Below are 26,563 nucleotides of genomic sequence, written 5' to 3' on the forward strand. Positions count from 1 at the left end.
GATCGTAAACCATGAAACAGCAATTCTTTTACATATTAGCGATGGCAGCCGGACTTACCTCCTGCTCCAAAAACTGGGTAGATACTAAACCGACAGGAGAGCCTACCACCGCATTCTTCTGGAAAAGCGACGAAGACCTTGAAAAAGCTACCGCTGCGCTGTACGTGCCCATGAAAACGAATCCACCTGGGGCCGCGACCTGTTCTGGATACAGGATGCGAGCGACGACCTGGTAGTGGGCAGGGTAAAAGCTGACGGCGAGAACATTAAAAACTTTATCCCTTCCGGCCGTGAAGGTTACCTCACCGGTGGCTGGAACGATTTGTACTGGATGCTGAACAAAGCCAACCAGGCGATCGAAGGCATTCCTAAATCGGTAAACGTATCCGAAGCGGTAAAGAACCGTTCTCTCGGGGAGGCTTACTTCATGCGTGGTTTCGCCCATTTCTGGATCGCTTACATCTGGGGACATAAAGACCCGGGGCGTTCCATTCGATGGTCCGGAGAACGCCGGTTATGGTGAGCGCATTGCGCCGCAGTTAAAATCAGTGACAGACAACTATGCACAGGTAGTGAGCGACCTCGAAAAAGCGGCAGAACTGCTGCCCTTCTTCGAAACCTATGGCGCTAACGACCGGGGCCGTGCGCACAAAGCAGCTGCATGGGGTTACATGGTAAAAGCATATGCTTACTGGGCGCAGTACGATGCCAGCAAATGGGCCTTAATTCCCGCACTGGCCGACAAGATCAAAACCGAAGGCAAACGCGCACTGATCGACGGTAAAGCCAGCGCAAAAGAGAACTACCGTGCTGTATTCAGCATCGCCAACAACTGGAGTTCGGAGTATATCTGGTCGGTTACTTCCGGCGCACAAGGTGGTTCTGAATTTCCCGGTGTAATTCTCGAAAACAAGGGCTGGGGCATTTATAATGGCTGGGGCTACTTCCAACCTACGGAAGAACTGTACGAAGAGTACGAAGCTACAGATCCCCGCCGCGAGGTGACGATCCTGAAGTTCGGCGACAAATTCACCTACTTTGGCGTAGAGCGTTCCTACTTCTCCACCAACAGCTTGTCCGGTTTCCAGATCAACAAATACATGGAGCCGTACAGCTATGGCACCGACGAAAAAGCCGGCACCAATACGAAGATCAACTCCAACGGCGACTACCCTACCACCGCATTGAACCTGCCGCTGATGCGTTATGCAGAGATCCTGCTCTTTAAAGCAGAAGCCCTGATCCAGACAGGACAAAACGGCGCAGGCCCATTGAACGAGGTAAGAGCCCGCGTAGGCCTTGGCCCTATCGCCAATCCAACCATGGCCGACCTGAAGCACGAGCGCCGTTGCGAACTGGCCTGCGAGTGGACCGACCGTTTACAGGACCTGAAACGCTGGGGCGATTATGCAAAGATCAACGCGCCGTTACACGGCCGTTCGCATGCAGTAGCCAATGATCCCGCTTCTCCCTATACCATTAAAGAGATATGGCCGGCACGTAAGTTCGATCCTACGAAACACATGGCATGGCCGATCAGCCCGGACGAAATATCCCGGAGCAACAATGCTTACAAACAAACACCAGGTTGGTAATAGTTATTATAGATTGGATTTGATGGGCTGGCCTTCGGGCTGGCCCTTTTTTATTGCGGGAAAAGACCGTCATCTCAGGGATTATCGAATAGCGGGGAGTGAGACCCGGTTGGGCATCTTTTAAGCATCCTTCGTTCATCCTAGGTTCATCCTAGGTTCAACCTAGGTTCATTCTAGGCTCGTGAACCTAGTTCGAACCTAAATTAAACGAAGGATCAACGTAAGATGAACGAAGGATGCTTAAAAGATGGTTATAACATCATCTATACATAAAAAAACCGGGGCCATAGCCCCGGTTTCCAATTCGTATCTCAATTGTTACTTTCCGAGCAACTCCAATACCTTCAACGTAATTTCATTATTCTGAATAAACCCGACAAACCATTCTGCACCGGGTCCGTAAGATAACAACGGCACCGGAAGACCGGTATGGTCCGTCGTAGTGAATGTCCCCGTTACTTTACCCGTTTGATAACTGCCATCATACACGATCATACCACCTGTTTCGTGGTCGGAAGTAACCAACACCAGCGTTTCACCATCCGCGTCCGCGAACTGCATGGCCTTACCGATCACCTTATCAAAACTCAGGTATTCATCTATACACTGATTGATTTTATTACTATGTCCACCACCATCGATTTTGGAACCTTCCATCATCAGGAAAAAACCTTTGCCTTTGCTTTGCGTTTTAAGGTAAGCCACGCTTTTATCAAACGCTTCTTCGATTACGCGATGGTTGTTCTCATAATTGTCCTCATCGAAGCACAACACCCGCTTGCCGGTAAACGCAGTAATGCCTTCCTGGATAGAAAAGCCTTTTTGCTGTAAAGCACTATTCAACTGGTCGTTAAACGCACTGTGTTTGCCACCGATCAGCAGGGTTACCTGGCTGTTCAGCAGGTCATTCGAAATTTTATCTGCATCGTTACGCTCAGCCTGGTGCGCGAAAAAGGCGGAAGGCGTGGCGCCTGTTACTTTATCATTGCTCACAATGCCGCTCGGAATACCTTTCACGGCCAGTTGATCTACGATATTCAACAGTGGCTGACCTAACGTATCTACACCAATATGGCGGTTATCCGTTTTCTTACCCGTAGCCATAGCGGTGGCTCCTGCGGCAGAATCGGTGTTATAGTCATCCGCGGAAGCGGTTTTCGAGAACCCGATATGTTTAAAGTTCGTGGCGTTCAGCTGTCCCCGGTTAGCCGTAGCCGCCGCCCATAACTGCGAAAAACCGGCGCCATCGCTGATCAGGAGGATTACGTTCTTTGGCTTTTTGCCGGCAACATCGGTTTTATAAGTAGGCCTGTATGGCGTGTGTGCGACAGGTGCGGTATAGGTATTATCCGGCAGGCTATTAAGGAACAATGCCATTTCACCGGGCTTGTCGGTATTCAGGAAGTCGATGTTCAACTTCATGCTCGCCAGCCAGGCCGTACGCGTATCGGGCACACCCCAGAAACGAACGGGCTTGCCGGCAGTATGTACAGAATCAACAAAACGTTTCACTTTAGCTTTTTCCGCCTCTACCAATCGACCTAAACCGTTCCATTTGGTAAAGTCGGAAAATGGTGTACTCACGAAAGCGATACGTTTCAGTTGATCGGGCGTATAATTCACGCCGGGCCTGCCATCGAAAAAGAAGATCGGATCGTAGTTACCGTAACGCGCCGGATCGGGCATATCGCCACTGATAACAAGTCGCACCGCATTCGGATTTCTTTCCGTATCAAAGTACTGGCGGATCGGTTGCAGTTTCCTTTCCAGCACCTTCAGGGCGGTATCGCCATTATTTTTCAGGTCGATCATGAATTGCAGCCTGTCGCCGTTGCTGTATGGCTTTCCGCCGTTCAGGCGCAGTTCGCGCAGTAAAGGTTCGATGTACAGCGATTCGATGGTGCGGAGCGGGGAGATTTCCTTTTGCGTATGTGCAACGAGCAGCTGATCGCCGCGTAGAAACACATCTATCTCAATAGAAAAAAATGATTCGCGTGGGCGAGGTAGAAAGGCTGTGGTTGCAGGTAGTCGTTGTGTGAATGCGCATTGGTATTCACCTTATACTGCTGTGCATCGGCACTACTATAAGCGCCTGCCAGCAGCATCGACGCCATCAGCATTTTGTTGAGTCCTGGATTCATCTGATCAAATTTCACATGGTTTTGAAACTATAAAGATATAGCGTAGATGGCTCCGGAATATTTAGTTTAGGTTAAGATTTACTACGCCTGGCCGCCCCGGGGTCGAGATAATTTAAAACCAGGAATAGGTTTGCAGTTAACAATTTTCTGAATTACACCGCTTGGGGCAACACTTTCAAATGAAAAACTTGCATACGCTGGGGCGGTTGTATACTCATATCAGTTAAGATACATTCAATGGATTTTATAAAACTTCACTTATTAAACGATAACTATAAAAACCGGGCAAAACAGGTGAGCTATTATTCAAAATTTACTACCTTAACCCTATAATCCGCCAATTTATGCGCTTACCCCTCCTCCTGCTTTGCATCGGCCTGCAAACCCATGCACAAACCATTAAACGGATCGATGGCTCCCACATCTCCACCGCCGCATTATCGCAACAGATCAAACACCTGATGGACACCGCACACGTGCAGGGAATGGGCCTCACCATCTTCAACAATAACAGTGTGGTATTCAAGCAAACTTTCGGCTATAAACAATTTGACACCAGGGCGCCACTGACAGCCACCACCAATATTTACGGCGCATCGCTCAGCAAAGCGGTGTTCGCGGTCATGGTCATGAAACTTGTACAACAGGGCCGCCTCGAACTCGATAAGCCCCTGCAATCTTACCTGGACAAACCGATTTATGAATATCCCACCCGCACCAAGTGGCAGGATCATTACGAACATTTTAAAAACGACACGTTATACCGCCTCATCACCGCGCGCATGTGCCTGTCGCACACAAGCGGATTGCCCAACTGGCGGTGGGACATGCCCGATCAGCAGCCGCGCATCCGCTTCCAGCCGGGTTCACGCTATGGTTACTCCGGTGAGGGCATGGTGTACTTACAAACAGTACTGGAACGCATAACCGGCAAATCGCTGCAACAGCTGGCGGAAGAGCTGGTTTTTCAACCGCTGGGCATGAAAAACTCTGCTTATCAATGGCTGCCAGCCTACGAAAACGACTATGCCTTCGGCCATCAACCAGATGGAAAGCTGTATGAGAAAGATAAAGACAACGAACCCCGCGCCCCCAGCACGCTGGAAACCACGCTCGATGATCTGACGCTGTTTGTACAAGCTGTATTGCAGCAAAAAATACTGAATACGGCCAGCACCAAAGAAATGTTCCGGCCCCAGATCCCGTTGCGCAGCCAGTTCCAGTTTGGGCCGGACGCATGGAAAGATACCACCGGGCACTATCATGAAACGCTTCAGTTAAGCTACGGTTTGGGCTGGGGGTTATTGAAAACGCCTTATGGCTGGGGTGCGTTCAAAGAAGGCCATGGCGATGGGTTTCAGCATTACTGTATTATTTTCCCGGTAAAGAAAATGGGCATCTTGATCATGACCAACAGCGATAATGGCGAAAGTATATACAAAGCATTGCTGGAAACCGCCATCGGTGATAAGTATACACCCCGGCAATGGCACCGTTATATACCTTATAATTTACATGCCGGCCCAGAGATAACAAAATAAAAACATGTGTCATTTTCGAGCAGCCTCCCATTTCCGCTTGACAAATAGTAACCAAACCTGCACATTTTTTCGAAAACAACTAAAAATGAAACGGCCGAACCCGCCATCCACCTAATAAATAACACCTTAAATTAAACAAAATGTAACTTTTCGAATATCTTTTATAGTTTTGTTTAAAATTTAGAGGATGTTAGTAAACCAGTCTGGCAGTCAGCAGGAAGTGTACAAACGCGAGGTCATCACCCGATTTGAGCTGTACAATAGTTTATTTCTGACGCTTCCCTTTTACCAGGTGAAGGATACGGGGATTCTGCTTCCCTTTTTCACATCGCATTGTGAAAAGGGCGTGGCGCAACTTAAATCGCCGGACGAGATCATCTCCTCTTTCTTTAAGGAACGTGTACCCGAGATCGATGAGCAGGAGCAGATCAACCGCCTGTTCCGCTTTATTCAATATATAGAAAGACAGGTGGTACTTTTCGATGCGATAGAAGATTCGTCCTTCAGCAAATTGAAACGCACCACCGGGAGCGGCACCCTCCAGGGCCTGCTACAGCAGCTTTCCGAAGAAGAAGGCCTTCGCGACGCCGTGCGTGAAAAGTTGCAGAACTTTTCGCTCCGCCTCGTGCTCACCGCCCACCCTACCCAGTTTTACCCAGGCACCGTACTCACGATTATCACCGATCTGATCGAGGCGCTGCGGTCGAACGACATTAACGCCATTCATCTTTTACTGCAACAACTGGGCAAAACGCCCTTCTTTAATAAAAAATCGCCTACGCCGGTAGACGAAGCCGTGAGCCTCATCTGGTTCCTCGAGCATGTATTCTACCAGGCGCATTTCGAAATCCAGTTTAAGCTGAACGAGGTATTCGGCCTGCAGGGCGATGCCGCCAAACTGCTGGAAATGGGCTTCTGGCCCGGCGGCGACCGGGATGGTAACCCGAACGTGGTGACCAGCAGCACCCGCAAGGTAGCGTCCACCCTCCGTCAGACCATCTTCCGCTGTTATTACCGCGACTACCGTAACCTCAAACGCCGCATTACTTTCCGTGGCGTGGAAGAACCGATGGAGAAACTCGGGCATATCATGTACGATAACGCCTTTAACCCGGACGCCGCGCCCGAAAACCTGGCCGACACTATGAGCAGCCTGCTCGCGGAAATCCGCGAAATCGTGGTACGCGACCACCACAGCCTGTTCGTGACGCTGGTCGACGAGCTCGCACTCAAGATCCAGCTCTTCGGCTGTTACTTCGCGCGCCTCGATATTCGCCAGGACAGCCGCGTACTCCGCAAAGTGTTCCGGTACGGACTTACAGAGGCCGGCCTGGGCAAAGGTTTAAATGCAGACGCTTACGAAGCACTGGCGGAAGCTGACAAACTGCAGCAAATTCCGTTCGACGAAGCCGACTACCCTTGCCAGGAAACGCCCGATGAAGGCACAGATCCCGGCATAAACGATACCCTCTGCACCATCCGCCTCATTAAGCAGATACAGGCGCAGAACGGCGAAAACGCCAGCCACCGCTTTATCATCAGTAACTGCCAGCAGGCGTCGGATATCCTGCAGCTCATGAACCTGTTTTTGTGGAGCGGCTGGACTAAAGAAGACCTGACCATCGACTTCTTACCGTTGTTCGAAACGATCAACGACCTGAAAATGGCAGCCGGCGTAATGGAACAGCTGTACACCCACCCTGTGTACAAAGCCCACCTGGCGCGCCGTGGCAATAAGCAGATGATCATGCTCGGCTTTTCGGACAGCACGAAAGACGGAGGTTACCTGCGCGCCAACTGGTCTATTTACCAGGCAAAAGCCGAACTCACGGCCATTACACGCAAATACGACATCGATCTTACCTTCTTCGATGGTCGTGGTGGCCCCCCTCACGCGGCGGCGGTAAAACACACCGCTTTTACGCGGCCATGGGCAAGGAAATCGCGAACGATCATATACAACTGACCATCCAGGGACAAACCGTAAGCTCCCTGTACGGTTCTGTAGAAACGGCTAAATTCAATATCGAGCAGTTGGTGAACGCCGGCGTAAGCGCGGTGTTGCACCCGGGACTGCAGGACCAGCTGGGCGTCAAGGAAAAACAACTGATCAGCGACATGGCGGAATTTAGCTTTACGAAATTCGTAGCGCTGCGCGAACATCCGATGTTCACGAAGTACCTCGAAGATCTGAGCCCGCTGAAACTCCTGTCTAACATCAACATCAGCAGCCGTCCGACCAAACGTAACGCCGGTGCGCCATTGAAACTGGAAGACCTCCGCGCGATCAGCTTTGTAACGGCCTGGAGCCAGCTCAAACAAAGCGTACCTGCCTTTTACGGTGTAGGCGGAGCGTTACAAGATGTACGTGATAAGGGCAACTGGGAGTCTGTACGTTCCCTGTACAAAACCTCCGGCTTCTTCAAAACCATGATCGACAACTGTATCATGTCTGTTACAAAATCCGACTTCCGGATAACAGCGCATTTGCAGCACGATGAAACGTTTGGCGAATTCTGGATGCTGCTGAAAAAAGAATACGATCTCACGGTAAAAATGCTGCAGGAGCTCATCGGTTGCCAGGAACTGATGGCGGAGTATCCCGTAGACCGTGCTTCCATCGGCATCCGCGAGCGCATCATGTTACCGCTGGTAGTGTTGCAGCACTATGCATTGAAGAAAAAGCCAAAGAGCACACCGATGAAACTTTACAAAACGCGTATAAAAACTGGTGATCCGCACCGTTTACGGTATTGTAAACGCGGGCAGGAACCTGGTGTAACATACGCCTGCAAATAACGTAAGGGGCTGCATCTTTCATCAGATGCGGCCCTTTTTTGTCAACAGAACTACAACATGCCCTTGTGAAAACAGGATTTTACCTATTTTTATACCCGGATGCACCTGCGGAAAGTGCCGTACTAAATCGAGTTTGCCAGCCATCACCACATACGACGAACAGGAACTGCTGACCCGCATTGCGGAGCGGGATGCCGGTGTATATCCGTATCTGCACGATACGTTTTACAATGCGCTTGTCTATTTTTCTTTTAGTATGATACAAGACCAGCAACAGGCCGAGGATATCGCGATCGACTCGCTGGTAAAGCTCTGGCAGTCGCCGGCCCGCTTTGAATCTGCCGGCAAACTGCGTGGCTACTTGTTTACCCTGGCCCGTAACGCCAGCCTGAACCACCTCAAACACCTAAAAGTGCGCGAACGCAGCGAGCAGGCACTCTCCGACCCCGAAGCCATGATAGACGCCCGTTTGGAAAGCTTGCTCGTGGAATCGGACCTGCTGCGCCTCATCTACCAGGAAATTGCCCGCCTTCCCGAATCTTACCGCCGGTGGTGGAGTTATTGTACCTGCAGGACCTGAGCTCTGCCGAGGCCGCCGAACAACTGGGCATCAGCATGGAAAATCTCCGGCAACGCAAAGGCAGGGCTATCAAAGAGTTAAAAGCAGAACTCATCCGCAAGGGCCTTAGCGAAAAGCTGTTTTCTCTCTTCTTTTTCTAAATAGCTATTTTTTTTGAAAAAAGTGTCACGTTCCCCTGTCCTCGGTTGTTCTACTTGAAACAACCCAAATGCCACAGGAGGATTTTTCCCGTATCGATATTATTGCTCCCTTATTACACCGGCAGTTCATCGGCGAAACGCTGACGGCGGCCGAACAGCAATTGCTCGACCAGTGGACAAACGCCTCCGAACATAACCAGTCGCTCGCAAAGCGATTGCAATCGCCCGAAGCAGTGCAGCAGATGCTCACTACCTGGCAGGCTATTGACCAGCACCGCGAAATCAATAAGCAGAAGGTCTTAGCCCGCATTGCAGCCCTATCCGAAGAAACAGATAACGTACGTCCCTTATCAATATGGCGCCGTAAAACGCTGCGTTACGCGGCCGCAGCAGCTATTGTACTGTCGGCCGGATGGTATATCTGGTCTGCACAGCACCCAACACCCAAGCCTCCCCTGGTGCTGCACGAAATCATTGCTCCCGGCCGCGAAGGTGCGGTGCTTACCCTGGCCGATGGTTCTACCATGGTGCTCGACAGTGTGGCAAATGGCATATTAACCACGCAGGGCGGCGCACAGGTAATGTTGCAGAATGGGCAGCTGGCTTACAATACAACCGGCAATAACGAAAGCATCACCTACAATACCATCGCCACGCCAAAGGGCCGCCAGTTTAAACTGCTACTGCCCGATGGCAGCAAGGTTTGGCTCAATGCCGCCAGCAGCGTAACGTTCCCGACGACATTCACGGGAAAAGAGCGCCGGGTAAAGCTGGAAGGCGAGGCCTATTTCGAGATCGCGCAGCATGCGCAGCAGCCGTTTATAGTAAACATCGGCGAAACGGCAGAAGTAGAAGTGCTAGGCACCAGCTTCAATATCAACTCTTATAAAAACGAGGCATCCATTAAGGCAACCCTTTTGCAGGGCGCTATCAGACTATATGCATATCAACAGTCGGCCGTATTAAAACCAGGACAACAGGCCGAACTGACAACATCCAAAGCGCAACTCTCCCTCATCCAACACCCCGACTTAGACAAAGTAATTGCCTGGAAAAATGGCCTGTTCAATTTCGACGGCGCCAGTCTTGAAGAAGTAATGCGCGAACTGGAGCGCTGGTACGACATTGATGTAACGTACATGAACGGGGTACCTGCCGCGCGTTTCGGTGGAGAAATCAATAAGCAGAACAGTTTACAGGAGGTATTACAGATCCTGCAGGGATCAAACGTACATTTCCGGCTGGAAGAAGGCCGCAGGCTGGTCGTAATGCCATAATCAACCAATGCCAATTTAAATCGTATACAATAAACAGCTTTACATGGAAACGTAACAACTACCGGGAAGCTCAAAAAAGAAGCCGGAAGCGCTTGCAACACTCCCGGCGGATGGCAGGGCCGAACCCGTAAACAATTTTTCGTTCGAGAATAACCGCTTATTTATCAACCCAAACCAGACGTAAGTTATGGATTTTACAGCTTATCCCAAGCCGTGCGTGACTGCCATGCCTTTGCGGCAGCACACGGCGGGGAGCCTATCAACCAAATCGCTGTCCGCGGTGGCCATATGCAATAGACGCCGCCATCGCCGCCATGCAGCATCAATTGTTCTTGCAATGAAACTGACAATTGTTCTTTTAATCGCCGCACTTATGCAGGTGCAGGCAGCTGTGGTCGCGCAAACAGTTTCTCTATCGGGAAATAACATGCCAGTGAAAAAGATTTTCCAGACCATTAAACAGCAAACCGGGTACGTTACTTTCTACAACCAGGAAATGCTGGCCGATGCCCGCCGCGTTACACTCGACGCACGCGGTGTATCGCTGAACGAAGTACTGGAACTGATTTCGAAAGACCAGCCTTTCAAATTCGAGATCAAGGAAAACACAAAAACGATCGTGCTCTCACCACGACCAGCCGGCACGCCGCGCGTCGATGTGAACAGTGCTGTATTCAAAGCCATTAATGGCCGCGTGGTCGACAGTACCGACGGTGCTCCCATGCCCGGCGCTTCTGTACGCGTGCAGGGAAAATCGACCAGCGTATCCACCGATGCACAGGGCCAGTTCCAGATCGATGCGGAGCCTGGCGACGTGCTTGCCATTACGTACGTGGGCTATCGCCCGGTGTACCATACCGTACGCGATAACAAACGCGCCATTACCATCACGATGGCCCCGGCCATATCGACCGTTGGCAATGTGGTGGTAACGGGCATCTTCAACAAATCGAAGGAGAGTTATACCGGCGCCGCCAAAGTGATTACGGCCAAAGAGCTGCAACGCTTCCAGGGTCGTAATATCTTTGTGACCATCGGCAACATCGACCCTTCGTTTTATATCATGCCGAACAACCTGGCCGGTGCGGACCCTAACCAGGTACCTGACATACAGCTGCGCGGTACCAGAAACCTGCCCAACATCGATCAGCTGCAGGACAATACATCCGCTGCCCTCAACACACCACTCATTATCCTGGATGGTTTTCCGACCACCATGCAAAGGATGATGGACCTGAACAACAGCGAAATCGAATCGATCACATTATTAAAAGATGGCTCTGCCACTGCATTATACGGCTCACGCGGTGCGAACGGGGTAGTTGTTATTACCACCAAAGCACCGGCTGGCGGCAAACTGCGCCTCAACTACCACGGCGGTCTTAACCTGAGCATGCCCGACCTGAGCAGCTACGAATTGTTGAACGCCCGCGACAAACTTGAACTGGAGCGTCTTTCCGGCTATTACGCCAGCAGCACCAAAGAAGCAGCCGCCAACATCGGCCTGCAACAATATTATAACCAGATAAAAGAAGCAGTAGAAAGCGGCGTTAATACCGACTGGATGGCGAAACCTTTACGCACCCAGGTAGACCAGAACCACGCCCTGCGTCTCGAAGGCGGCGAAAACGCTTTCCGTTACGCGCTGGAAGGTCAGTACAACCGTATCAACGGTGTGATGAAAGGCTCTAAACGCGAAACGCTGAATGCCACCATGGACATCGCTTACCGCATGAGTAAACTGAACTTCCGCAACGTGCTGATGATCGGTAACATGAAAGGTCATCAGTCGCCCTGGGGTTCTTTTTCCGACTATGTGAAATTAAATCCTTACTGGACGCCTTACGACAGGAACGGCAACATCGTAAAAACTTTTCGCCGTATAACTGGGATTACTGGTCGCAAACCAGTAAGTATGGCAACTCACCCTATCCGAACCCTATGTTCGACGCTACGCTCAACACCTTTGACCGTACCGCTTACAATTCGATCAACAATAACTTCCAGATAGAATGGACGCCGGTTAGCGGCCTGATGCTGCGCGGCGGCCTGGGTATCATGACGCAGAACAATACTGCAGATATCTTTAAGCCAGCCTCCCACTCTACTTTTGCGGGATACAGCTCGGCAGATATCATGCGGAAAGGCACCTACGAATATGCGAGCGGTGCACAATCCAGCTACACTGCCAACCTCACCGCCAACTACTTCAAAAAGGTGGCACAACATGCTATCACCCTGGGCGCATCCATCGACCTGAATGAAGACAAAGGCCAGGAGTACCGGTTTAAAGCAGAAGGTTTCCCGGATGAAAGCATCGACTTCCTCGGCATGGCATTACAATATGTGCCCAGCGGCAAACCGGAAGGCAGGGAAGCCACTACGCGCAGAGTAGGTGTGGTAGCCAATGCCAACTACATTTACGATGAACGTTACTTCGCCGACTTTGCTTACCGCCTTGATGGTGCTTCGCAGTTTGGCCTGAACAAAAGGTTTGCACCCTTCTGGGCTACCGGCGTGGGTTGGAACATGCACTACGAATCGTTCATGAAACCGATCCAGCATGTGATCAATCGCCTGAAAGTACGCGCTTCTTATGGTGTGACGGGCAACCAGGCGTTCTCCGCTTACCAGGCGCTGGCCACTTACTCCTACATTGTAAATGATCACTATAAAAACTGGCTGGGCGCCACGCAAACCACGCTGGGCAATCCCACCCTGCAATGGCAGAAAACAGGTAAATACAACCTGGGCGCGGAAACGGAGTGGCTGAATGGCAGGATCATTTTACAGGCGGATATCTACCGCGAGAAAACCTCTAACCTGCTGTCGTCGCTGGAACTGCCTTACGCCAACGGATTCTCCAGTTATGTAGAAAACATCGGCAAACTGGACCAGCATGGCTGGGAGATGATGGCGAGCGTGATGATCATCCGCAACAACCAGAAACGTATTAACTGGTCGGTGACGGGCAACATTGCTTACAATGAAGACAAAATCGTACAGCTCTCGCAGGCCATGAAAGCGGCGAACGACAAACTCGCACTGCTCACGAACGGTAACTCGCCGAACCGGATCATCCGCGAAGGCGCCTCTCAGAATACGATTTACGCCGTGCGTTCGCTGGGCATTGACCCCAGCACGGGTAAAGAACTGTTTCCGGATAAAAACGGTGAGGTAACGTACCAGTGGAACCCGGCAGACAGGATCGCCGCGGGTATCGGGCAGCCTAAATACCGTGGCAACTTCAGTACGTTGTTCCGTTACGGCTATCTGTCCGCCAACGCCTCGTTCGGCTACCGTTTCGGCGGACAGCTGTACAACCAGACGCTGATCGATAAAGTGGAGAATGCAGATAAACTGATGAACGTGGATGCGCGCGTGTTTTACGACCGCTGGAAACAGCCGGGCGATAAAACCTTCTTCCGCGGCATCAACGAAGTAGTGAGTTCCTATCCTTCCTCCCGCTTTGTGCAGGACGAAAGAACGCTTACCTGCCAGAACATCAACATATCGTACGAAATGAACAACCGTCCCTGGTTAAAGTATATCGGGATGAAGTCGCTGACCGTCACGGCCAATAGCGGCGAGCTGTTTTATGTTTCCAGCGTACGGCAGGAACGTGGGCTCGACTACCCGTTCACCCGCCAGGTATCCTTCCGGTATTTGCCATTTTTTAATCAGACATCAACATGAAGAAAATATTTTTATCTACCATATTAATCGGAGCCCTTACGGGCAGCGGCTGCAACAAGTGGCTGGACGTGAAGCCTGTGGCGCAAACGACCAAGGACGAGCTGTTCCAGACCCAGAAGGGCTTTCGCGATGCGCTTACCGGTGCTTATATACACCTGAAAGACAATAAGGCCTATGGCAATTCGCTCATGTGGGGTAACATCGAATACATGGCCCGCAACTGGGAAGTAGCCTCTTCGTCCAACGTGCCGCTGATGAACCTCGCCAACGCCAACTATACCGATGCCACCGTGCGTGGCTGGCTGGATGGCAGTTATGAGCAGCTGTACAAAATAGTAGCCGACGCGAACAGCATCCTCGAAAAAATCGATGCGAAGCAATCCATTTTCACCGATAACAACTATGCGCTGATCAAAGGGGAAGCGCTCATCCTGCGCGCCTTTGCACATTTCGATGCGCTGCGCATGTATGGTCCGTTGCCAGGTGCGCCCGGCACTACGGCGGTACTACCTTATGTTAAAGCCGTATCGTCGCAGATCGTGGAGCCTGTTACCTTTCAGCAATTTGTGCTGGAAGTGATCGCTGACCTCGATGCAGCGGAAGCACTGCTGAAAACCACCGATCCGCTGACAAAGTATTCTTTAACAGAACTGAATCCGCCTGCCAGCAGCTCGCTGCCACCGGTATTGGACGATGACTTCTACATGTACCGCCAGATCCGTTTCAACTACTATTCCGCACTGGCCCTCAAAGCCCGCGTGTATACCTGGATGGGGCTTACAGACGAAGGCAACCGCGCCAATGCTGCCAAATATGCGCAGATGGTGATCGATGCAAAAGACCGTACCGGCCAGCCTACATTTCGTTTGGGCAGAGAAAGCGACCGTGCATCGGGGGATTTTACCATGTCGCCGGAACACATTGCGGCACTGCACATCTACAACCTGAACGATGTGGCGAATGGCGCCTTTGGCGAAACGGGCAGCCTGATGCGCTACGACCTGAACGTGACCGATGGCTATTATTACCTCAACAACCTGTTCCCGGTAAGTGAACGCGGTTCTGATGTAAGATGGCTCGGCATGTGGGCGTACAAAACCACGGCGAATATGACGAACTACGTGGCGTACAAGAAGTACATCCAGCGCCCGAACGAAAACCAGCGCGTGCTGCAGGTACCCTTGCTGCGTTTAAGCGAAATGTACCTGGTGCTTACCGAAGCGGCCAAAACAAAAGAAGAGGCCGAAACCTGGTACCGCGCCTTCGCGGCGCAGAAAGGCGTTCCTTTTACGACCGGCTTCAGCACCACCGGGTGGGAAAACGACCGCAAGAACAAAATCATCCGCGAATATGTGCGCGAGTTTTATGCGGAAGGACAAACCTTTTATACCTACAAACGATTTAACGTCACCACACTGCCGGCCAGCTGGACCTATACCTACTATAGCGCCACCGCCGCCCGTTACCTCGTTCCGAAACCCGATCGTGAAATCAATTATCACAATAACTAATTACCGATGAAAAAATTGATTTTTTATATATCGATAGCGCTGACCATGGCCGTGTCCTGCAAACAAACGGAGGGCCTGCTGTACAACGATATCTACCGCGTACAGCTGCCGGATACTACGGCACTGGGCTTCACTTTTGTATACGCAAATGCCAATATCGTCAGAGATACCGTAAAAATCGCGGTAAACACGATCGGCGGCATTACGAACTACGACCGCCCGGTAAAACTGGAGCAGGTACAGGAATACGACTACACGGTGGTACGCGATCCCGTAACCAATGCGATCAAAGACACCGTGTATACTGCAAAACCCTTCACTGCTAAACCCGGTGTACACTACGTAGCCTTCGACGATCCGGCGATGGCGGCAGTCATGGTCATTCATGCCAACAAGGCGACAGACAGCATCCCCGTGGTACTGCTGCGCGACGCCAGCCTGGCCGACAATAGTTACCGGCTGCGCGTACAGCTGGTCGCCAATGAACAATTCGGGCTGGGTGAAAGCAAAGGCCGGGCACGTACCATCCAGTTTTCCGACCGGCTGGAACGCTTTGCCGCATGGGCGGTAGACAACACCACCGCTCCCGCGTTCATCACCTTTGGTAAGTACAGCGTAGGCAAACACCAGTTTATGATCGATGTGCTGAAAACGAACATTGACCAGGCTTGGTGGTACAAGCGGCCCGGCAGGCCGGTGCGCTCACGCATTACAGCAACTATATGAAAGACGCATTGAAGCAGTTCAACGAAAATCCGGCTAACGTAGCGAGCGGCAAAGCGCCTATCCGCGAAACCAGTTCGGCTACCAGTCCTGCCATCAGTTTCTAACCAAACATCTGCATCAACATGAAAAAAATATATACCATCGCCGCCAGCCTGCTGTTGCTGGCAGCATGCAGCAAAGATGACAGCACCGGCGCAGACCATCCGCTGCCGGCCGTTGAGGTAGCTAACTTTAATGTCAGCTATTCCGTATACACCTACCAGGACACGCTGCGCATCAAACCACAGGTAGCTAACGAAGCCCTGTACGATTACTACTGGACCACCTTCTCCACCAACTTCGTGCAGGGAACCGGGAAAATACCTACCGGCGATACCATCGCACGGAGCAAAGACCGGATTTCGAGGTGCTCATGAATCCCGGCACTTACCACCTTGTGTTTAATGTAAAACACAAAGCTACCGGCGTGGTCAAAATGCTCACGGCTAATCTTGCGGTAGCCACGAGAACCATGAACGGATGGTACCTGCTGAAAGACGACGGCGTTAATACGGAATTCGATTTTATTCACGCCAGCGGCCGGATCAACAACTTCATTTCGTACTTCAACAAAGGCCGCACGATGGAAGGCAAAGCCGTGAAAGCGGTATTCATGCCATCGCACAAAACGTCGCTTGCCTCCACCGACTTATTCGGCGCATTGCTGGTCTTATCGGAGAAAGACGCGCTGATTTGCCGGGTAGACAATGGCCTGGTCGTGAATTCGTTCGACGACATGTTTTTACCAAACCGGAAACACGCAAGTTGCAGAACGCGTTTCAGCCGATGCAGACCAACTTCGTGACGCTGATCAACGACAACAAGGTATACTCGCTGAACAAGGGCGCCCTGTTCGCCAACTTTGCACCATCTACCTATAAAATATCGTCGGTAGCCGGTGTAGCTGCGCAGGACGTGGGGTTTGACCTCAACTCAAAATCTGTATTATGCTTCAACGGCGCTAATTATGCACCACTGGGTACCAATGCGCCGGAGTTAAAAAACATGAATGCCGAAATGACCTGGGTAGGCGGATATGCCGGCGGCCGCAGTATCGTGATGGCCCTGTTCCGCAAAGCAGATGGCTCGGGTAGTTTGATGAAACTGAACGGACAGTATGGCTTCCTCGCAGGCTTCTCCTCTCCGCTGATCATGAGCCAGCAAACACTGACCGCCACGCACGGGCTGATGCAGTCGAGCCTGGTAGCGGGTAACTACGATGGCGACTATGTATACTATGTAGTGGGCAACAGCATTTACCGCACGGATGTGGCCACGGCCGCAGAAACATTGCAGATCACGATTCCAGCAGGCGAAACGGTGACCTGCATGCAGCACATCAAATATCCGCAACCGGCTTCCGCGTCGGTCGTGAATACGCTGAATTATATGGCCATCGCCACCTACGCCAACGGGCGCTACAAGGTATGGCTGCATAACATCAGCTCCACCGGCAACATTGAACCGCAAACGGCGCCCAGGTTTGAGGGCGAAGGGCGCGTGAGCAATGTGACCTATATGGAACAAGGTATGGGCAGCCGCACTTTTTAAGCACATCATCATGCACGAAGATCGTCCCTAAGCCGCCTGTTTGCAGGCGGCCGGGCGGTCTTGTGTCTAAATCTTTTCTTTTTATGTTGAAACACGTACTACTGGGCCTCGCCTGCACATGCAGCAGTCTTGCCCTCCACGCACAAACCGATACGGCGCTCGTAGCCGCACAGCAGGCTGAATTAAAACAGTACCTCTCCGTCATTGATGCCAAACTGGAAAAGCGGCAGCAGGACTGGCTGAGCGCACAGCAGGTAAAAGTGAAATACGATACCATCGGGCTGGCGGTATACCGTTACGAGATGCGCCTGTTGAAGCAGGAGCGTAAAGCACAGGAACTGGTGTTCATCAAACAACATCCCGGCTACTACGCCAGCCTCGACGCGTTGAAAGACGCCATCGGCCCTATTCCGGACGACATTTCCGTGTACGAACGAATGTTCCGCAACCTGAAAAAACCGGTACGTGAAAGTGCAGCAGGACAAAAACTGAAGAAAACGATCGACGGGTATATGACGGTACGACTGGGCGCCATCGCGCCCGGCTTTACCGCGAATGACACCTCCGGCAAAGCCGTGCAGCTAAAAGATTACAGGGGCAAGTATGTGCTCATCGATTTCTGGGCCAGCTGGTGCGGCCCGTGCCGCGAGGAAAACCCGGTAGTCGTAGCGGCTTATCATCAGTTTAAAGAAAAGAAGTTTGATATACTCTCCGTATCCCTGGACCAGCCGGGCAAACGCGACGCCTGGCTGAAAGCCATTTACCAGGACCAGCTCAGCTGGCAGCACGTATCCGACCTGCAGTACTGGGACAATGCCGTGGCAAAGCTGTACATGGTACGCTCGATCCCGCAGAACTTCCTGCTGGACCCGCAGGGAAAGATTGTAGCAAAAGACCTGCGCGGCGAACAACTTGTGAAAAAACTTGAAGAAATACTCAAATAAACCATGCTTAAACTCAACTTCGCCTTATTTGCGCTGCTGGGCCTTTCCGCCGCCGCTTACGGGCAAAAACGAACACACCGGCCGATAGCGCGTCCAGGAAAACAGATACCCTTCCTTCCGCCATCAAACCCTATGGGCAGGTAATAACCGCGAAAGCCAGAACTTACGCGGGCATGTTCAAAGTACACCAGCTGAATAACCGCTACTACTTTGAAATTCCTGACAGTCTGCACAACCGCGCTATCCTGGTGGTAAACCGTATTGCCCGCGCAGCGGCGGGGCTCAGACCGCAAATGAGCAATTACGCCGGCGACCAGATTGCCGAAAACGTGATCCGCTTTGAGAAAGGACCGGATGATAAAGTGTTTATGAAACTGATGCGCTTTAACGAGCGCTCGGCGGATAGCACACCAAATGGTCTTTACCGTTCTGTACTCAACTCTAACTTTGAACCGATTGCCGCGGCCTTCCCGGTGAAAGCGTACAACAAAGAATCAAAGAGCAGCGTGATCGACGTAACGGATTACCTGAGTACGGAAAATGAGATCTTCTATTTTTCCAGCCAGATGAAATCCGTACTGAGCATCGGCGCCATTCAGGCAGACCGTTCCTACATTTCCTCGATCAAGGCGTTCCCGATGAACATCGAGATCCGCACGGTTCGCACCTACCTGAAATCCGGCGCCGCCGCAGCATCGACCATCCCGGACACGTATGAGCTGAACAGCTCTATGGTACTGCTTCCGGCCGTGCCTATGCAGCCGCGGTATTACGATGCACGCGTAGGCTTCTTTGCAAGGGGCTATGTTGACTTTGATGCCGATCCACAAGGCGTAAAAGAGCAATACCTCATTACCCGCTGGCGCCACGGAGCCGAAAGACGAAGACATTGAAAAATACAAACGCGGCGAACTCGTAGAGCCGAAAACCGATTATTATCTATTACATTGATCCGGCTACTCCGAAAAAATGGGTACCGTACCTGATTGCCGGAGTAAACGACTGGCAGAAAGCCTTTGAACAGGCGGGTTTCAAGAACGCGATTAAAGCATTACCCGCACCGGAGAACGATTCTACCTGGAGCATCGAAGATGCACGCCACAACGTGATCGTATACAAACCTTCTGCCGTAGCCAATGCCAGCGGTCCCCACGTACACGATCCCCGCAGCGGTGAGATCATTGAAACGCACGTAAATTGGTACCACAACATTATGCAGCTGGTGCACAACTGGTATATGATACAGGCCGGCGCCATTGATCCCGGTGCACGCAAACTGGAATTTGATGAGGAACTGATGGGACAACTGATCCGTTTTGTGTCTTCGCACGAAGTGGGCCACACCCTGGGACTGGCGCACAACTTCGGTTCCAGCTCCACTATCCCGGTGGAAAAACTGCGTAACAAAGCGTACGTGGAAGCACATGGCCACACCCCTTCCATCATGGATTACGCCCGTTTCAACTATGTAGCGCAGCCGGAGGATCATATTGGCAGGGAGGGTATTTTCCCGCGCATCGGCGAATACGATACCTGGGCCATTGAATTCGGTTACCGCTGGTATCCGCAGTTCACCACCGCAAAATCAGAAGTAAACTATTTGAATAAGTTGATCGTAGACAGCCTGGCCGCCAATAAACGCCTGTACTTCGGCAACGAATTCAACAGCGCCGATCCCCGTGACCAGAGTGAAGACCTGGGCGACAACGCCGCCTTGGCCGGCAAATACGGCATCAAAAACCTGCAACGCATTCTCCCGCAACTGAAAACCTGGACCCGTGAGCCCAATGAAGGCTACAACGGCTTGAAGGTGATGTACGAGGAACTGTTGAAACAATACCGCCTGTACACGGTACAGGTATTGAAAAGCGTGGGTGGCGAATACCGCACTATCCGCAGCGTGGAGCAACCCGGTGTTACATATGCCGGTAGAGTACCAGCGGCAAAAAGAAGCGATGAAGTTCCTGAACGATTACCTGTTCACGACACAGCGTTGGGTGTTCAATGATACGATCACCGCCCTCACCGGCACCGATCCTATTTTGTACCTCAACTCCGCCCATTCCGCGGCACTCATGCGCTTACAAGGCTCCGGCACCCTGATGACACTCATCAAAGCCGAAGAAATGAACAGGGGCCGCAAAACGTACACCGCTACCGAGTTCATGGAAGACCTGAAACAAAGTGTGTGGACTGAACTCTATTCCAACAAACCCATCGACATCGTTCGCCGCAACCTGCAGAAGATGTACCTCGAAAATTCATTTAAAGCATTTATACAGATGAATGAGATCGTTGGTCGCAATAATGGTAACGGCACCATCTTTTATGTAAATCCGGACCCAGTGTCGAATGACGTATCGAGCCTTACACGCGTGCACCTCACGGCCCTGCGTCAGGATATCCTGCGGGCTATCCCGGCACAGACGGGTGTATCGAAAGCGCATTTGCAGGATATGGAGAAACGTATCAGCAGGGCGTTGGAGGGAAAGAAATAATCGATATACCAACCATACCTTTCACTAACTAGGGGCCTTCTCTTCGGAGAGGGCTTTTCTTTTCCCCCTTACCTGAAATTCCTCGCCTGCGGCAACACAATATCCGGCCCATCTTTTTCATCCGCCCGTGATAACGTCAGCAATGGTGGCTCGTCCACCGGCGTATCCGTTAATTGCTTCAGCAGGCGGGAAATGTTATAACAACGCTGCACCACCACATGAATCACCTCTCCTTCGCGTTGCAACTTGCCTTCTACCATCAGCAGTTTGGATTGAATGATCTCTTTGCGGTATTTAGCGAAGAGATTTTCGAACACCACCAGGTTCGCCGTCCCGGTTTCATCTTCGAGGGTAATGAAACAGATACCACTTGCTGTGCCGGGGCGTTGCCTTACTAATATTAATCCGGCTACTTTAATGGGAATACCATCTTTTTTCAGTGCCAGGTCACGGGCAGGTGTGATGTGCAGCTGGGCTAATTTCTCGCGGACAAAACTAACAGGGTGCGCTTTCAGTGATAAGGAAGCGGTGGCATAATCCTGTACCACATGTTCGGATAAGCGCATAGCAGGCAGCGATATTTGCTGCTCTACCTGTTGCTGCCCGGTAAACATGCCGTTAGGACGGCCCTCCCGGACAGACACTTCCCACAAGGCCTGGCGCCGATCGTGTCCGATGGAACGGAATGCATCGGCATCCGCCAGTCGTTCCAGTACTGCATCTGGGATGCCTGCATCACGCAGCGCATTCACATTTGCGTAACCTTCTCCGCGATGCGCCACGAGATAATCCGCATCTTCCTGCTTCATGCCTTTGATCTGCCGCAGTCCCAACCGTAATGCGAAGTAACGGCCGTGCATGGGTTCCAGCGTGTTATCCCAACCTGAATAATTAATGTCGGCCTCGCGCACTTCCACACCATGCCTGGGCATCGGTAATGATCTGTGCGGGTTGATAAAAACCCATAGGCATGCTGTTCAGCAGTGAACAGGCAAATACATCCGGGTAATGACATTTGATCCAGGAGGATATATACACCAGCAGGGCGAAGCTGGCGGCGTGACTTTCGGGGAAGCCATAACTGCCGAAGCCTTCGAGTTGTTTAAAGATGCGTTCTGCAAATGCCTGTGTATAACCGTTGGCGGTCATACCATCAATCAGCTTATCCCTTAATTTGGCGACCACGCCTTTTGCTTTAAAAGTCGCCATGCTTCTGCGCAACTCATCTGCTTCGTAAGGTTTGAACTTTGCGGCCTGTATCGCGATTTTCATTGCCTGTTCTGGAACAGGGGAACGCCCAATGTTTTGTTCAGGATCTCCCTTAACTCATCTGATGGGTATTCCACCTTTTCCTCCTTATTACGCCGCCGCAAATAAGGATGCACCATGTCGCCCTGTATGGGGCCGGGCCGCACGATCGCGACCTCTATCACGAGATCATAAAACACTTTGGGCCTTAATCGCGGTAACATCGATTGTTGCGCGCGGCTTTCGATCTGGAATACACCGATGGTATCTGCACGGGTTATCATTTCGTACACCTCATCGTCGTTGTTTTTAAAGCCAGCCAGCGTCCATGTTTTACGGTGGTGCTGTTTACCCAGGTCAAAGGCTTTGCGGATACAGGTGAGCATGCCAAGCGCCAGCACATCGATCTTCATGAAGCCGAGGACATCGATATCGTCTTTGTTCCATTCGATACAGGTACGGTCTTCCATACGGGCGTTCAGAACGGGGCACAGGTCTACCAGTTTACCGCGGGTGATCACGAATCCGCCGGTGTGCTGTCCCAACTGCCTGGGAAAGCCGATAAACTGGCTGGTGAGGTCCAGCACTTTCATGAGGTGTATATCGCCGGGATCCAGGCCCTGTTCGGTGAGTTGTTTCTCTTCAAACCGCGTTGCCGCGTATTCCCAGATGCTGGAGGATAAACGGTTAATCGTATCAACCGTCAGTCCCATGGCTTTCGCTACATCACGCAGTGCGCCTTTCTGGTGTTGCTGCGTGACCGTGGCCACAATGGCGGCGCGATCGCGGCCGTATTTCCGGTAGATGTACTGGATCACTTCTTCGCGGCGTTCGTGCTCAAAATCCACATCAATATCGGGTGGCTCGTTGCGGGCAGAGGAAATGAACCGCTCGAACAACAGGTCTATCTGTGTGGGATCTACAGACGTAATGCCCAAACAAAAACAAATGGTGGAGTTGGCAGCAGAGCCGCGGCCCTGGCAAAGAATGCCCTGCTCCCGCGCGAACTTTACAATATCGTATACAGTGAGAAAATAAGAGGCATAATTCATTTCGTCTATGAACTTCAGCTCGTGCAAAATTGCCTTCGTTACCTTCTCCGGTATTTCCTTTCCAAAGTGACGATGCGCGCCTTCCCAGGACTGGTATTCCAGTTCTTCCTGCGGTGTTCGACCTTCGGTAGTAATCTCTTCCGGATATTCATATTTGAGTTGGGACAGGCAAAACTGGCAGGCGTCCGCAATCTCCTGCGTTCTTTCCAGCGCGTCTGGTAATGACGGAAAAGGCGCTGCATTTCCGGGATGGGTTTGAGGTAACGTTCGGCATTGGGATGCAGGCGGTAACCGGCATTGTAGATCGTGCATTTCTCGCGTACACAGGTAACCACATCCTGCAACTCGCGCCGCTCCGGGTGATGATAGTGTACATCGTTCGTTACTACTAAGGGTACCTGCAAACGCGATAAGGCATAAAGATACTTGTTATCATCGCCCTGGTAGTAACGGGTGGCGGCGAGGTATAAATGAGTGCCCAAATGCTGCTTGTACTCCCGCAGCGACCTGCGAAAATCTTCTTCAAAGCTGAAGTCTTCGGTCAATGTGGGCGGGGAATCGCGATAAACTTCATGCCTTCCGCGTATTCGTACACGTCTTTTTTATACAAGTGGCAGTCGCCTTTATCCGCCCGCAGGTTGCCGGTAGACAAAAGCCTGCATAGTCGTGAATAAGCTGCAAGATTAGTGGGATAGGCTAACAAACTGGGACCATCTTGTAAGTCGAGGCGGCAGCCGACGATCAAACGCACCCGCGGACCCGCGCTTTCGATTTCTTCGCCATCTTCTCCCCGTACTTTCTTTATCGTTTCGGCATAAGCACGAACAATTCCCGCCAGTGTATTACGATCTGTTATGGCAATGGCCGGATAGCCCAGGGCCTTCGCCTGCGCCACCAGCTCCTGCGGATGCGACGCACCCCGCAAAAAACTGAAGTTCGATGTCACCTGTAATTCTATATACCCCATACCCTACGCAAAAAAACCGTGCACAAACCATTTATAGGTGCGCTCTGCATCGTAGTGTCCTAAACGGAACACCCAATACCTTGCGCCATTTTCATCCTCCACCGTGTAATAGTCGCGGTGTTGCCCATCCTGCAACCACCACTCCTGCTCTATACGCTCCGGGCCATCAGCTTTTACCACGCGGTGTAATATGCCTTTATAGCGAAAGTTCATCGGTGGGTAATCGGGAATCGGGGCGGCTACTTCTATCGGCTCGGGCCTGGCTAACAACTGTAAAGGCCGGGGCCTGTCGAGCCGCCAGGCGGAGGGTGGTGTTTGGTGAAAAGAATCGGCGGATTTGAGAGACCGTTCGGGCCAGTAATGCTCGTCCGGCCAGTACCGCAAAATATGTCGTTCGCCTATCCGTCCTGCCACCCGGTCGAGCAACTCCGACAACCCCGTATCATCGAGCCCGCCTTCCCGCTCCCACATCGTTTCCTGTACATGTTCCTGCTCCTCTACTTTAGAAGCTTCCAGCACAAACAGCTCAATGCCCAGGTCGGGACGAATCGTTGCAATTTTATGATCAAAGAGTTTAAGGAGATGTTTTACGTGATGCGATGGCCGGTTGGTTTGTATGCCAATCGTTTCTACCCTGCCATCCACACAATACGCCTTTAGCTGCCCGATGCGCAGCCCCTTTTGCTCCTGCTTCAACCGTTCGCATAAAGCCTGCAGCAACTGCTCCAGTGCTATGGCAATGCCTGTTGCCGACACTACGGGCTCCAGGCAAGGCAGGCGCTCTTCGTACAGGGCAGGCGGTATTACCGGCACGAGCAATTCCGCTTCGGCGCCCATCGCCTGGTCCAGCCGCAATAAAAACGACGCCCCGAAACGTTTGCGTAGTGCCTGTCGCGGCATGCCCACGAACATCCGCACTTCTCTCAGGCCCAGCTTCAGCAATCTTTCTGCTGCTGCTGGTTCCAGCCGCAGGGCTGCCGGTGGTAAGGGCAGTAATGCCGCCAGCTGTTCGCCGCTTTTCACGATGGCCGCTTCCTCGCCATACCGCGCCACGGCCCAGGCAGCACCGGCAGTATCCGCCATGGCCACCCGCAATTGGTAGCCCTTCTGGCTAAGGCGTGTAAGAATATCCGTTAGGTAAGGCCGTTCGCCCCTCCACAAGTGCGTGCAACCGCTGGCGTCCAGTAATAATCCGTCCGGCGCATCCACTGCCGCCACCGGCGTGTAACGGATGCACCATTCACCAATGCCCCGCAACAGTTTATCGCTTAAGCCCGGTTTATCGTCCAGCACCTCCAGTGCCGGCAATAAGGCCCGGGCATCGGCCACTACCATACCCACATACACCCCTTCTGCCTCCGCCAATGCATTCGCCGCGGTAATCACCATACGACCATGTTCCGGGGTCGCCAACACAAACGCGAGGTCTTTTAATCGCGGTTGTCTCAGGGTAAACCAGTCTGTTTTCAGGTAACGGAACCATATCGATACAAAACGCTTCGGCATGTTATCCCGCTTGTTTTTGCACCTCCCGTGGCGAAGTTTTCGCTGCCGGCAGATGCCTGAACCTTCCAGCCGACCACTCCATATCCCACACACCCGGCCGGCCATTCCGCACCTTCAGCAAACTTACCTTCCAACACGGATGCCCCACACCGGGCATACCTTCCGGTAATGCGCTCGGTAGCGGACTTATCCGCCACCGCGTTACACAGGCAGTAGTGCCCACCGAACGCGGATCGCGCCTGATGATAAATCCCGTTACTTTACTCTGCTCCACCGCCAGCTGCAATCTTCGCGATGCCGTAAAACTCAGTTCCCGCAACTCGCCGATCACCGCTGCCAATCCTTCGCAGCGCAACGCTTCTTCCATTACCCACATCAATTCCATCTCCTGTTGCGCATCTATAAAAATGATTTTATCGGGCGGAATGCCATATGCCTTCAAGGCCGGCGGATACAACATTTTGTACGCCCCTATCCACAATACAACACCACCTTTCCGCATCAAACCGGATAAAATGCCCGCAATGAAACCATCCGTCGCCGCCTCTTCTTCTATGCCTTTGCAGATGAATTCATGCACCACACCCAACGGGAATACCGCATTGGGAAACGCCTGCTTCATCGGGCCCAAAGCAAGGTCCACAGCCGGACTGCTTAATTTCGGCCTGAACCCCTGCAAAGGCAGTATGTCCTGTTGCAAACGGGCGATGATCTCTGCTTTCGTTGCGGGCATCACAAGTGTCTTTTATAGT

The 26,563-nt window shown here is 52.0% G+C and carries 25 protein-coding genes and 2 pseudogenes; 19 read left to right on the top strand and 8 right to left on the bottom strand.

Going from position 1 to position 26,563, the window contains the following annotated elements; genetic code table 11:
- The first annotated feature begins 11 nt into the window (after nucleotides 1-11).
- From MKQ70_RS15325 to MKQ70_RS15335, 3 genes are read left to right on the top strand one after another with little or no spacing between them, the layout of a single operon-like run.
- On the top strand, nucleotides 12-236 hold the full coding sequence (locus MKQ70_RS15325) for a hypothetical protein (RefSeq protein WP_248072338.1): 225 nt from the start codon (nucleotides 12-14) through the stop codon (nucleotides 234-236).
- Nucleotides 236-523, top strand: a complete 288-nt coding sequence (locus MKQ70_RS15330) for a RagB/SusD family nutrient uptake outer membrane protein (protein ID WP_248072339.1) — start codon at nucleotides 236-238, stop codon at nucleotides 521-523. The genes MKQ70_RS15325 and MKQ70_RS15330 overlap by 1 nt, the downstream gene beginning before the upstream one ends.
- 25 nt (nucleotides 524-548) lie before the next feature.
- On the top strand, nucleotides 549-1,595 hold the full coding sequence (locus MKQ70_RS15335; RefSeq protein WP_248072340.1) for a RagB/SusD family nutrient uptake outer membrane protein: 1,047 nt from the start codon (nucleotides 549-551) through the stop codon (nucleotides 1,593-1,595).
- 318 nt (nucleotides 1,596-1,913) lie between these two features.
- Here MKQ70_RS15335 and MKQ70_RS41265 read toward each other — a convergent pair whose 3' ends face one another.
- Both MKQ70_RS41265 and MKQ70_RS15345 read right to left on the bottom strand, forming a co-directional pair.
- Nucleotides 1,914-3,560 carry an alkaline phosphatase gene (locus tag MKQ70_RS41265; RefSeq protein ID WP_248072341.1) on the bottom strand — a complete coding sequence of 549 codons (1,647 nt, stop codon included), beginning with the start codon at nucleotides 3,558-3,560 and terminating at the stop codon, nucleotides 1,914-1,916.
- Nucleotides 3,561-3,562: 2 nt separating this feature from the next.
- Nucleotides 3,563-3,736, bottom strand: coding sequence for a hypothetical protein (locus tag MKQ70_RS15345; protein ID WP_248072342.1), 174 nt, complete (start codon nucleotides 3,734-3,736; stop codon nucleotides 3,563-3,565).
- Between the two features lie 344 nt (nucleotides 3,737-4,080).
- On the opposite strand from MKQ70_RS15345, the gene MKQ70_RS15350 reads away from it, so the two are divergent.
- From MKQ70_RS15350 to MKQ70_RS15420, 16 genes and pseudogenes are all read left to right on the top strand, one after another.
- The gene (locus tag MKQ70_RS15350; protein WP_248072343.1) at nucleotides 4,081-5,277 is read left to right on the top strand and encodes a serine hydrolase domain-containing protein; all 1,197 of its coding nucleotides are present in this window, start codon (nucleotides 4,081-4,083) and stop codon (nucleotides 5,275-5,277) included.
- A gap of 187 nt (nucleotides 5,278-5,464) precedes the next feature.
- A complete protein-coding gene (locus MKQ70_RS15355; RefSeq protein ID WP_282456548.1) occupies nucleotides 5,465-7,243 on the top strand; it encodes a phosphoenolpyruvate carboxylase in 1,779 nt (592 codons plus the stop codon).
- A complete protein-coding gene (locus tag MKQ70_RS38545; RefSeq protein ID WP_282456549.1) occupies nucleotides 7,207-8,076 on the top strand; it encodes a phosphoenolpyruvate carboxylase in 870 nt (289 codons plus the stop codon). Before MKQ70_RS15355 ends, MKQ70_RS38545 begins: the two co-directional genes overlap by 37 nt.
- A gap of 133 nt (nucleotides 8,077-8,209) precedes the next feature.
- Nucleotides 8,210-8,656 (top strand): RNA polymerase sigma factor, encoded by a 447-nt coding sequence (locus MKQ70_RS15360; RefSeq protein WP_248072344.1) that lies wholly within the window; start codon nucleotides 8,210-8,212, stop codon nucleotides 8,654-8,656.
- The gene (locus MKQ70_RS15365; RefSeq protein ID WP_248072345.1) at nucleotides 8,626-8,796 is read left to right on the top strand and encodes a sigma factor-like helix-turn-helix DNA-binding protein; all 171 of its coding nucleotides are present in this window, start codon (nucleotides 8,626-8,628) and stop codon (nucleotides 8,794-8,796) included. Before MKQ70_RS15360 ends, MKQ70_RS15365 begins: the two co-directional genes overlap by 31 nt.
- A gap of 68 nt (nucleotides 8,797-8,864) precedes the next feature.
- Nucleotides 8,865-10,073, top strand: a complete 1,209-nt coding sequence (locus MKQ70_RS15370) for a FecR family protein (RefSeq protein WP_248072346.1) — start codon at nucleotides 8,865-8,867, stop codon at nucleotides 10,071-10,073.
- Nucleotides 10,074-10,506: 433 nt separating this feature from the next.
- Nucleotides 10,507-12,084 (top strand): SusC/RagA family TonB-linked outer membrane protein, encoded by a 1,578-nt coding sequence (locus tag MKQ70_RS15375; RefSeq protein WP_248072347.1) that lies wholly within the window; start codon nucleotides 10,507-10,509, stop codon nucleotides 12,082-12,084.
- A complete protein-coding gene (locus MKQ70_RS15380) occupies nucleotides 12,015-13,769 on the top strand; it encodes a SusC/RagA family TonB-linked outer membrane protein (RefSeq protein WP_248072348.1) in 1,755 nt (584 codons plus the stop codon). The genes MKQ70_RS15375 and MKQ70_RS15380 overlap by 70 nt, the downstream gene beginning before the upstream one ends.
- Entirely contained in the window at nucleotides 13,766-15,280 is a 1,515-nt protein-coding gene (locus MKQ70_RS15385; RefSeq protein WP_248072349.1) for a RagB/SusD family nutrient uptake outer membrane protein, read from the top strand. Before MKQ70_RS15380 ends, MKQ70_RS15385 begins: the two co-directional genes overlap by 4 nt.
- A 6-nt stretch (nucleotides 15,281-15,286) precedes the next feature.
- A complete protein-coding gene (locus tag MKQ70_RS15390; protein WP_248072350.1) occupies nucleotides 15,287-16,006 on the top strand; it encodes a DUF4843 domain-containing protein in 720 nt (239 codons plus the stop codon).
- 122 nt (nucleotides 16,007-16,128) lie between these two features.
- Complete coding sequence (locus MKQ70_RS15395; RefSeq protein WP_248072351.1) at nucleotides 16,129-16,422, top strand: hypothetical protein; 294 nt, start codon at nucleotides 16,129-16,131, stop codon at nucleotides 16,420-16,422.
- Nucleotides 16,413-16,850 carry a hypothetical protein gene (locus MKQ70_RS15400; RefSeq protein ID WP_248072352.1) on the top strand — a complete coding sequence of 146 codons (438 nt, stop codon included), beginning with the start codon at nucleotides 16,413-16,415 and terminating at the stop codon, nucleotides 16,848-16,850. The genes MKQ70_RS15395 and MKQ70_RS15400 overlap by 10 nt, the downstream gene beginning before the upstream one ends.
- Entirely contained in the window at nucleotides 16,811-17,596 is a 786-nt protein-coding gene (locus MKQ70_RS15405; RefSeq protein WP_248072353.1) for a hypothetical protein, read from the top strand. Before MKQ70_RS15400 ends, MKQ70_RS15405 begins: the two co-directional genes overlap by 40 nt.
- An 83-nt stretch (nucleotides 17,597-17,679) precedes the next feature.
- The gene (locus MKQ70_RS15410) at nucleotides 17,680-18,540 is read left to right on the top strand and encodes a peroxiredoxin family protein (protein WP_248072354.1); all 861 of its coding nucleotides are present in this window, start codon (nucleotides 17,680-17,682) and stop codon (nucleotides 18,538-18,540) included.
- A 173-nt stretch (nucleotides 18,541-18,713) separates the two neighbouring features.
- Nucleotides 18,714-19,433, top strand: a complete 720-nt coding sequence (locus MKQ70_RS15415) for a DUF5117 domain-containing protein (protein ID WP_248072355.1) — start codon at nucleotides 18,714-18,716, stop codon at nucleotides 19,431-19,433.
- 404 nt (nucleotides 19,434-19,837) lie between these two features.
- Nucleotides 19,838-21,038, top strand: a pseudogene (locus MKQ70_RS15420) (zinc-dependent metalloprotease).
- Between the two features lie 68 nt (nucleotides 21,039-21,106).
- Here MKQ70_RS15420 and MKQ70_RS15425 read toward each other — a convergent pair.
- The 6 genes and pseudogenes from MKQ70_RS15425 to MKQ70_RS15450 all read right to left on the bottom strand — a co-directional run bounded on the left by MKQ70_RS15425 (nucleotide 21,107) and on the right by MKQ70_RS15450 (nucleotide 26,544).
- Complete coding sequence (locus MKQ70_RS15425; RefSeq protein WP_248072356.1) at nucleotides 21,107-21,970, bottom strand: helix-hairpin-helix domain-containing protein; 864 nt, start codon at nucleotides 21,968-21,970, stop codon at nucleotides 21,107-21,109.
- Nucleotides 21,930-23,473, bottom strand: a pseudogene (locus tag MKQ70_RS15430) (error-prone DNA polymerase family protein). The gene MKQ70_RS15425 and the pseudogene MKQ70_RS15430 overlap by 41 nt, the downstream one beginning before the upstream one ends.
- A complete protein-coding gene (locus MKQ70_RS15435; protein ID WP_248081880.1) occupies nucleotides 23,377-23,883 on the bottom strand; it encodes a PHP domain-containing protein in 507 nt (168 codons plus the stop codon). The pseudogene MKQ70_RS15430 and the gene MKQ70_RS15435 overlap by 97 nt, the downstream one beginning before the upstream one ends.
- Nucleotides 23,880-24,284, bottom strand: a complete 405-nt coding sequence (locus MKQ70_RS15440) for a PHP domain-containing protein (RefSeq protein ID WP_248072357.1) — start codon at nucleotides 24,282-24,284, stop codon at nucleotides 23,880-23,882. The genes MKQ70_RS15435 and MKQ70_RS15440 overlap by 4 nt, the downstream gene beginning before the upstream one ends.
- 24 nt (nucleotides 24,285-24,308) lie before the next feature.
- Nucleotides 24,309-25,811, bottom strand: a complete 1,503-nt coding sequence (locus MKQ70_RS15445; protein WP_248072358.1) for a Y-family DNA polymerase — start codon at nucleotides 25,809-25,811, stop codon at nucleotides 24,309-24,311.
- Between the two features lies 1 nt (nucleotide 25,812).
- Nucleotides 25,813-26,544: an ImuA family protein gene (locus MKQ70_RS15450; RefSeq protein ID WP_248081400.1), complete on the bottom strand. Its 732-nt coding sequence runs from the start codon at nucleotides 26,542-26,544 to the stop codon at nucleotides 25,813-25,815.
- Nucleotides 26,545-26,563: the final 19 nt, after the last annotated feature.

This window comes from Chitinophaga sedimenti (assembly GCF_023156195.1).
Lineage (GTDB): Bacteria > Bacteroidota > Bacteroidia > Chitinophagales > Chitinophagaceae > Chitinophaga > Chitinophaga sedimenti.

Coding starts and splice junctions, on each gene's coding strand:
- MKQ70_RS15325 (WP_248072338.1), top strand. CDS start 12: ATGAAACAGCAATTCTTTTACATATTAGCGATGGCAGCCGGACTTACC.
- MKQ70_RS15415 (WP_248072355.1), top strand. CDS start 18,714: ATGTTCAAAGTACACCAGCTGAATAACCGCTACTACTTTGAAATTCCT.
- MKQ70_RS38545 (WP_282456549.1), top strand. CDS start 7,207: ATGGGCAAGGAAATCGCGAACGATCATATACAACTGACCATCCAGGGA.
- MKQ70_RS15410 (WP_248072354.1), top strand. CDS start 17,680: ATGTTGAAACACGTACTACTGGGCCTCGCCTGCACATGCAGCAGTCTT.
- MKQ70_RS15355 (WP_282456548.1), top strand. CDS start 5,465: ATGTTAGTAAACCAGTCTGGCAGTCAGCAGGAAGTGTACAAACGCGAG.
- MKQ70_RS15385 (WP_248072349.1), top strand. CDS start 13,766: ATGAAGAAAATATTTTTATCTACCATATTAATCGGAGCCCTTACGGGC.
- MKQ70_RS15425 (WP_248072356.1), bottom strand. CDS start 21,970: ATGCCCAGGCATGGTGTGGAAGTGCGCGAGGCCGACATTAATTATTCA.
- MKQ70_RS15445 (WP_248072358.1), bottom strand. CDS start 25,811: ATGCCGAAGCGTTTTGTATCGATATGGTTCCGTTACCTGAAAACAGAC.
- MKQ70_RS15350 (WP_248072343.1), top strand. CDS start 4,081: ATGCGCTTACCCCTCCTCCTGCTTTGCATCGGCCTGCAAACCCATGCA.
- MKQ70_RS15380 (WP_248072348.1), top strand. CDS start 12,015: ATGTTCGACGCTACGCTCAACACCTTTGACCGTACCGCTTACAATTCG.
- MKQ70_RS15450 (WP_248081400.1), bottom strand. CDS start 26,544: ATGCCCGCAACGAAAGCAGAGATCATCGCCCGTTTGCAACAGGACATA.
- MKQ70_RS15390 (WP_248072350.1), top strand. CDS start 15,287: ATGAAAAAATTGATTTTTTATATATCGATAGCGCTGACCATGGCCGTG.
- MKQ70_RS15395 (WP_248072351.1), top strand. CDS start 16,129: ATGAAAAAAATATATACCATCGCCGCCAGCCTGCTGTTGCTGGCAGCA.
- MKQ70_RS15345 (WP_248072342.1), bottom strand. CDS start 3,736: ATGAATCCAGGACTCAACAAAATGCTGATGGCGTCGATGCTGCTGGCA.
- MKQ70_RS15370 (WP_248072346.1), top strand. CDS start 8,865: ATGCCACAGGAGGATTTTTCCCGTATCGATATTATTGCTCCCTTATTA.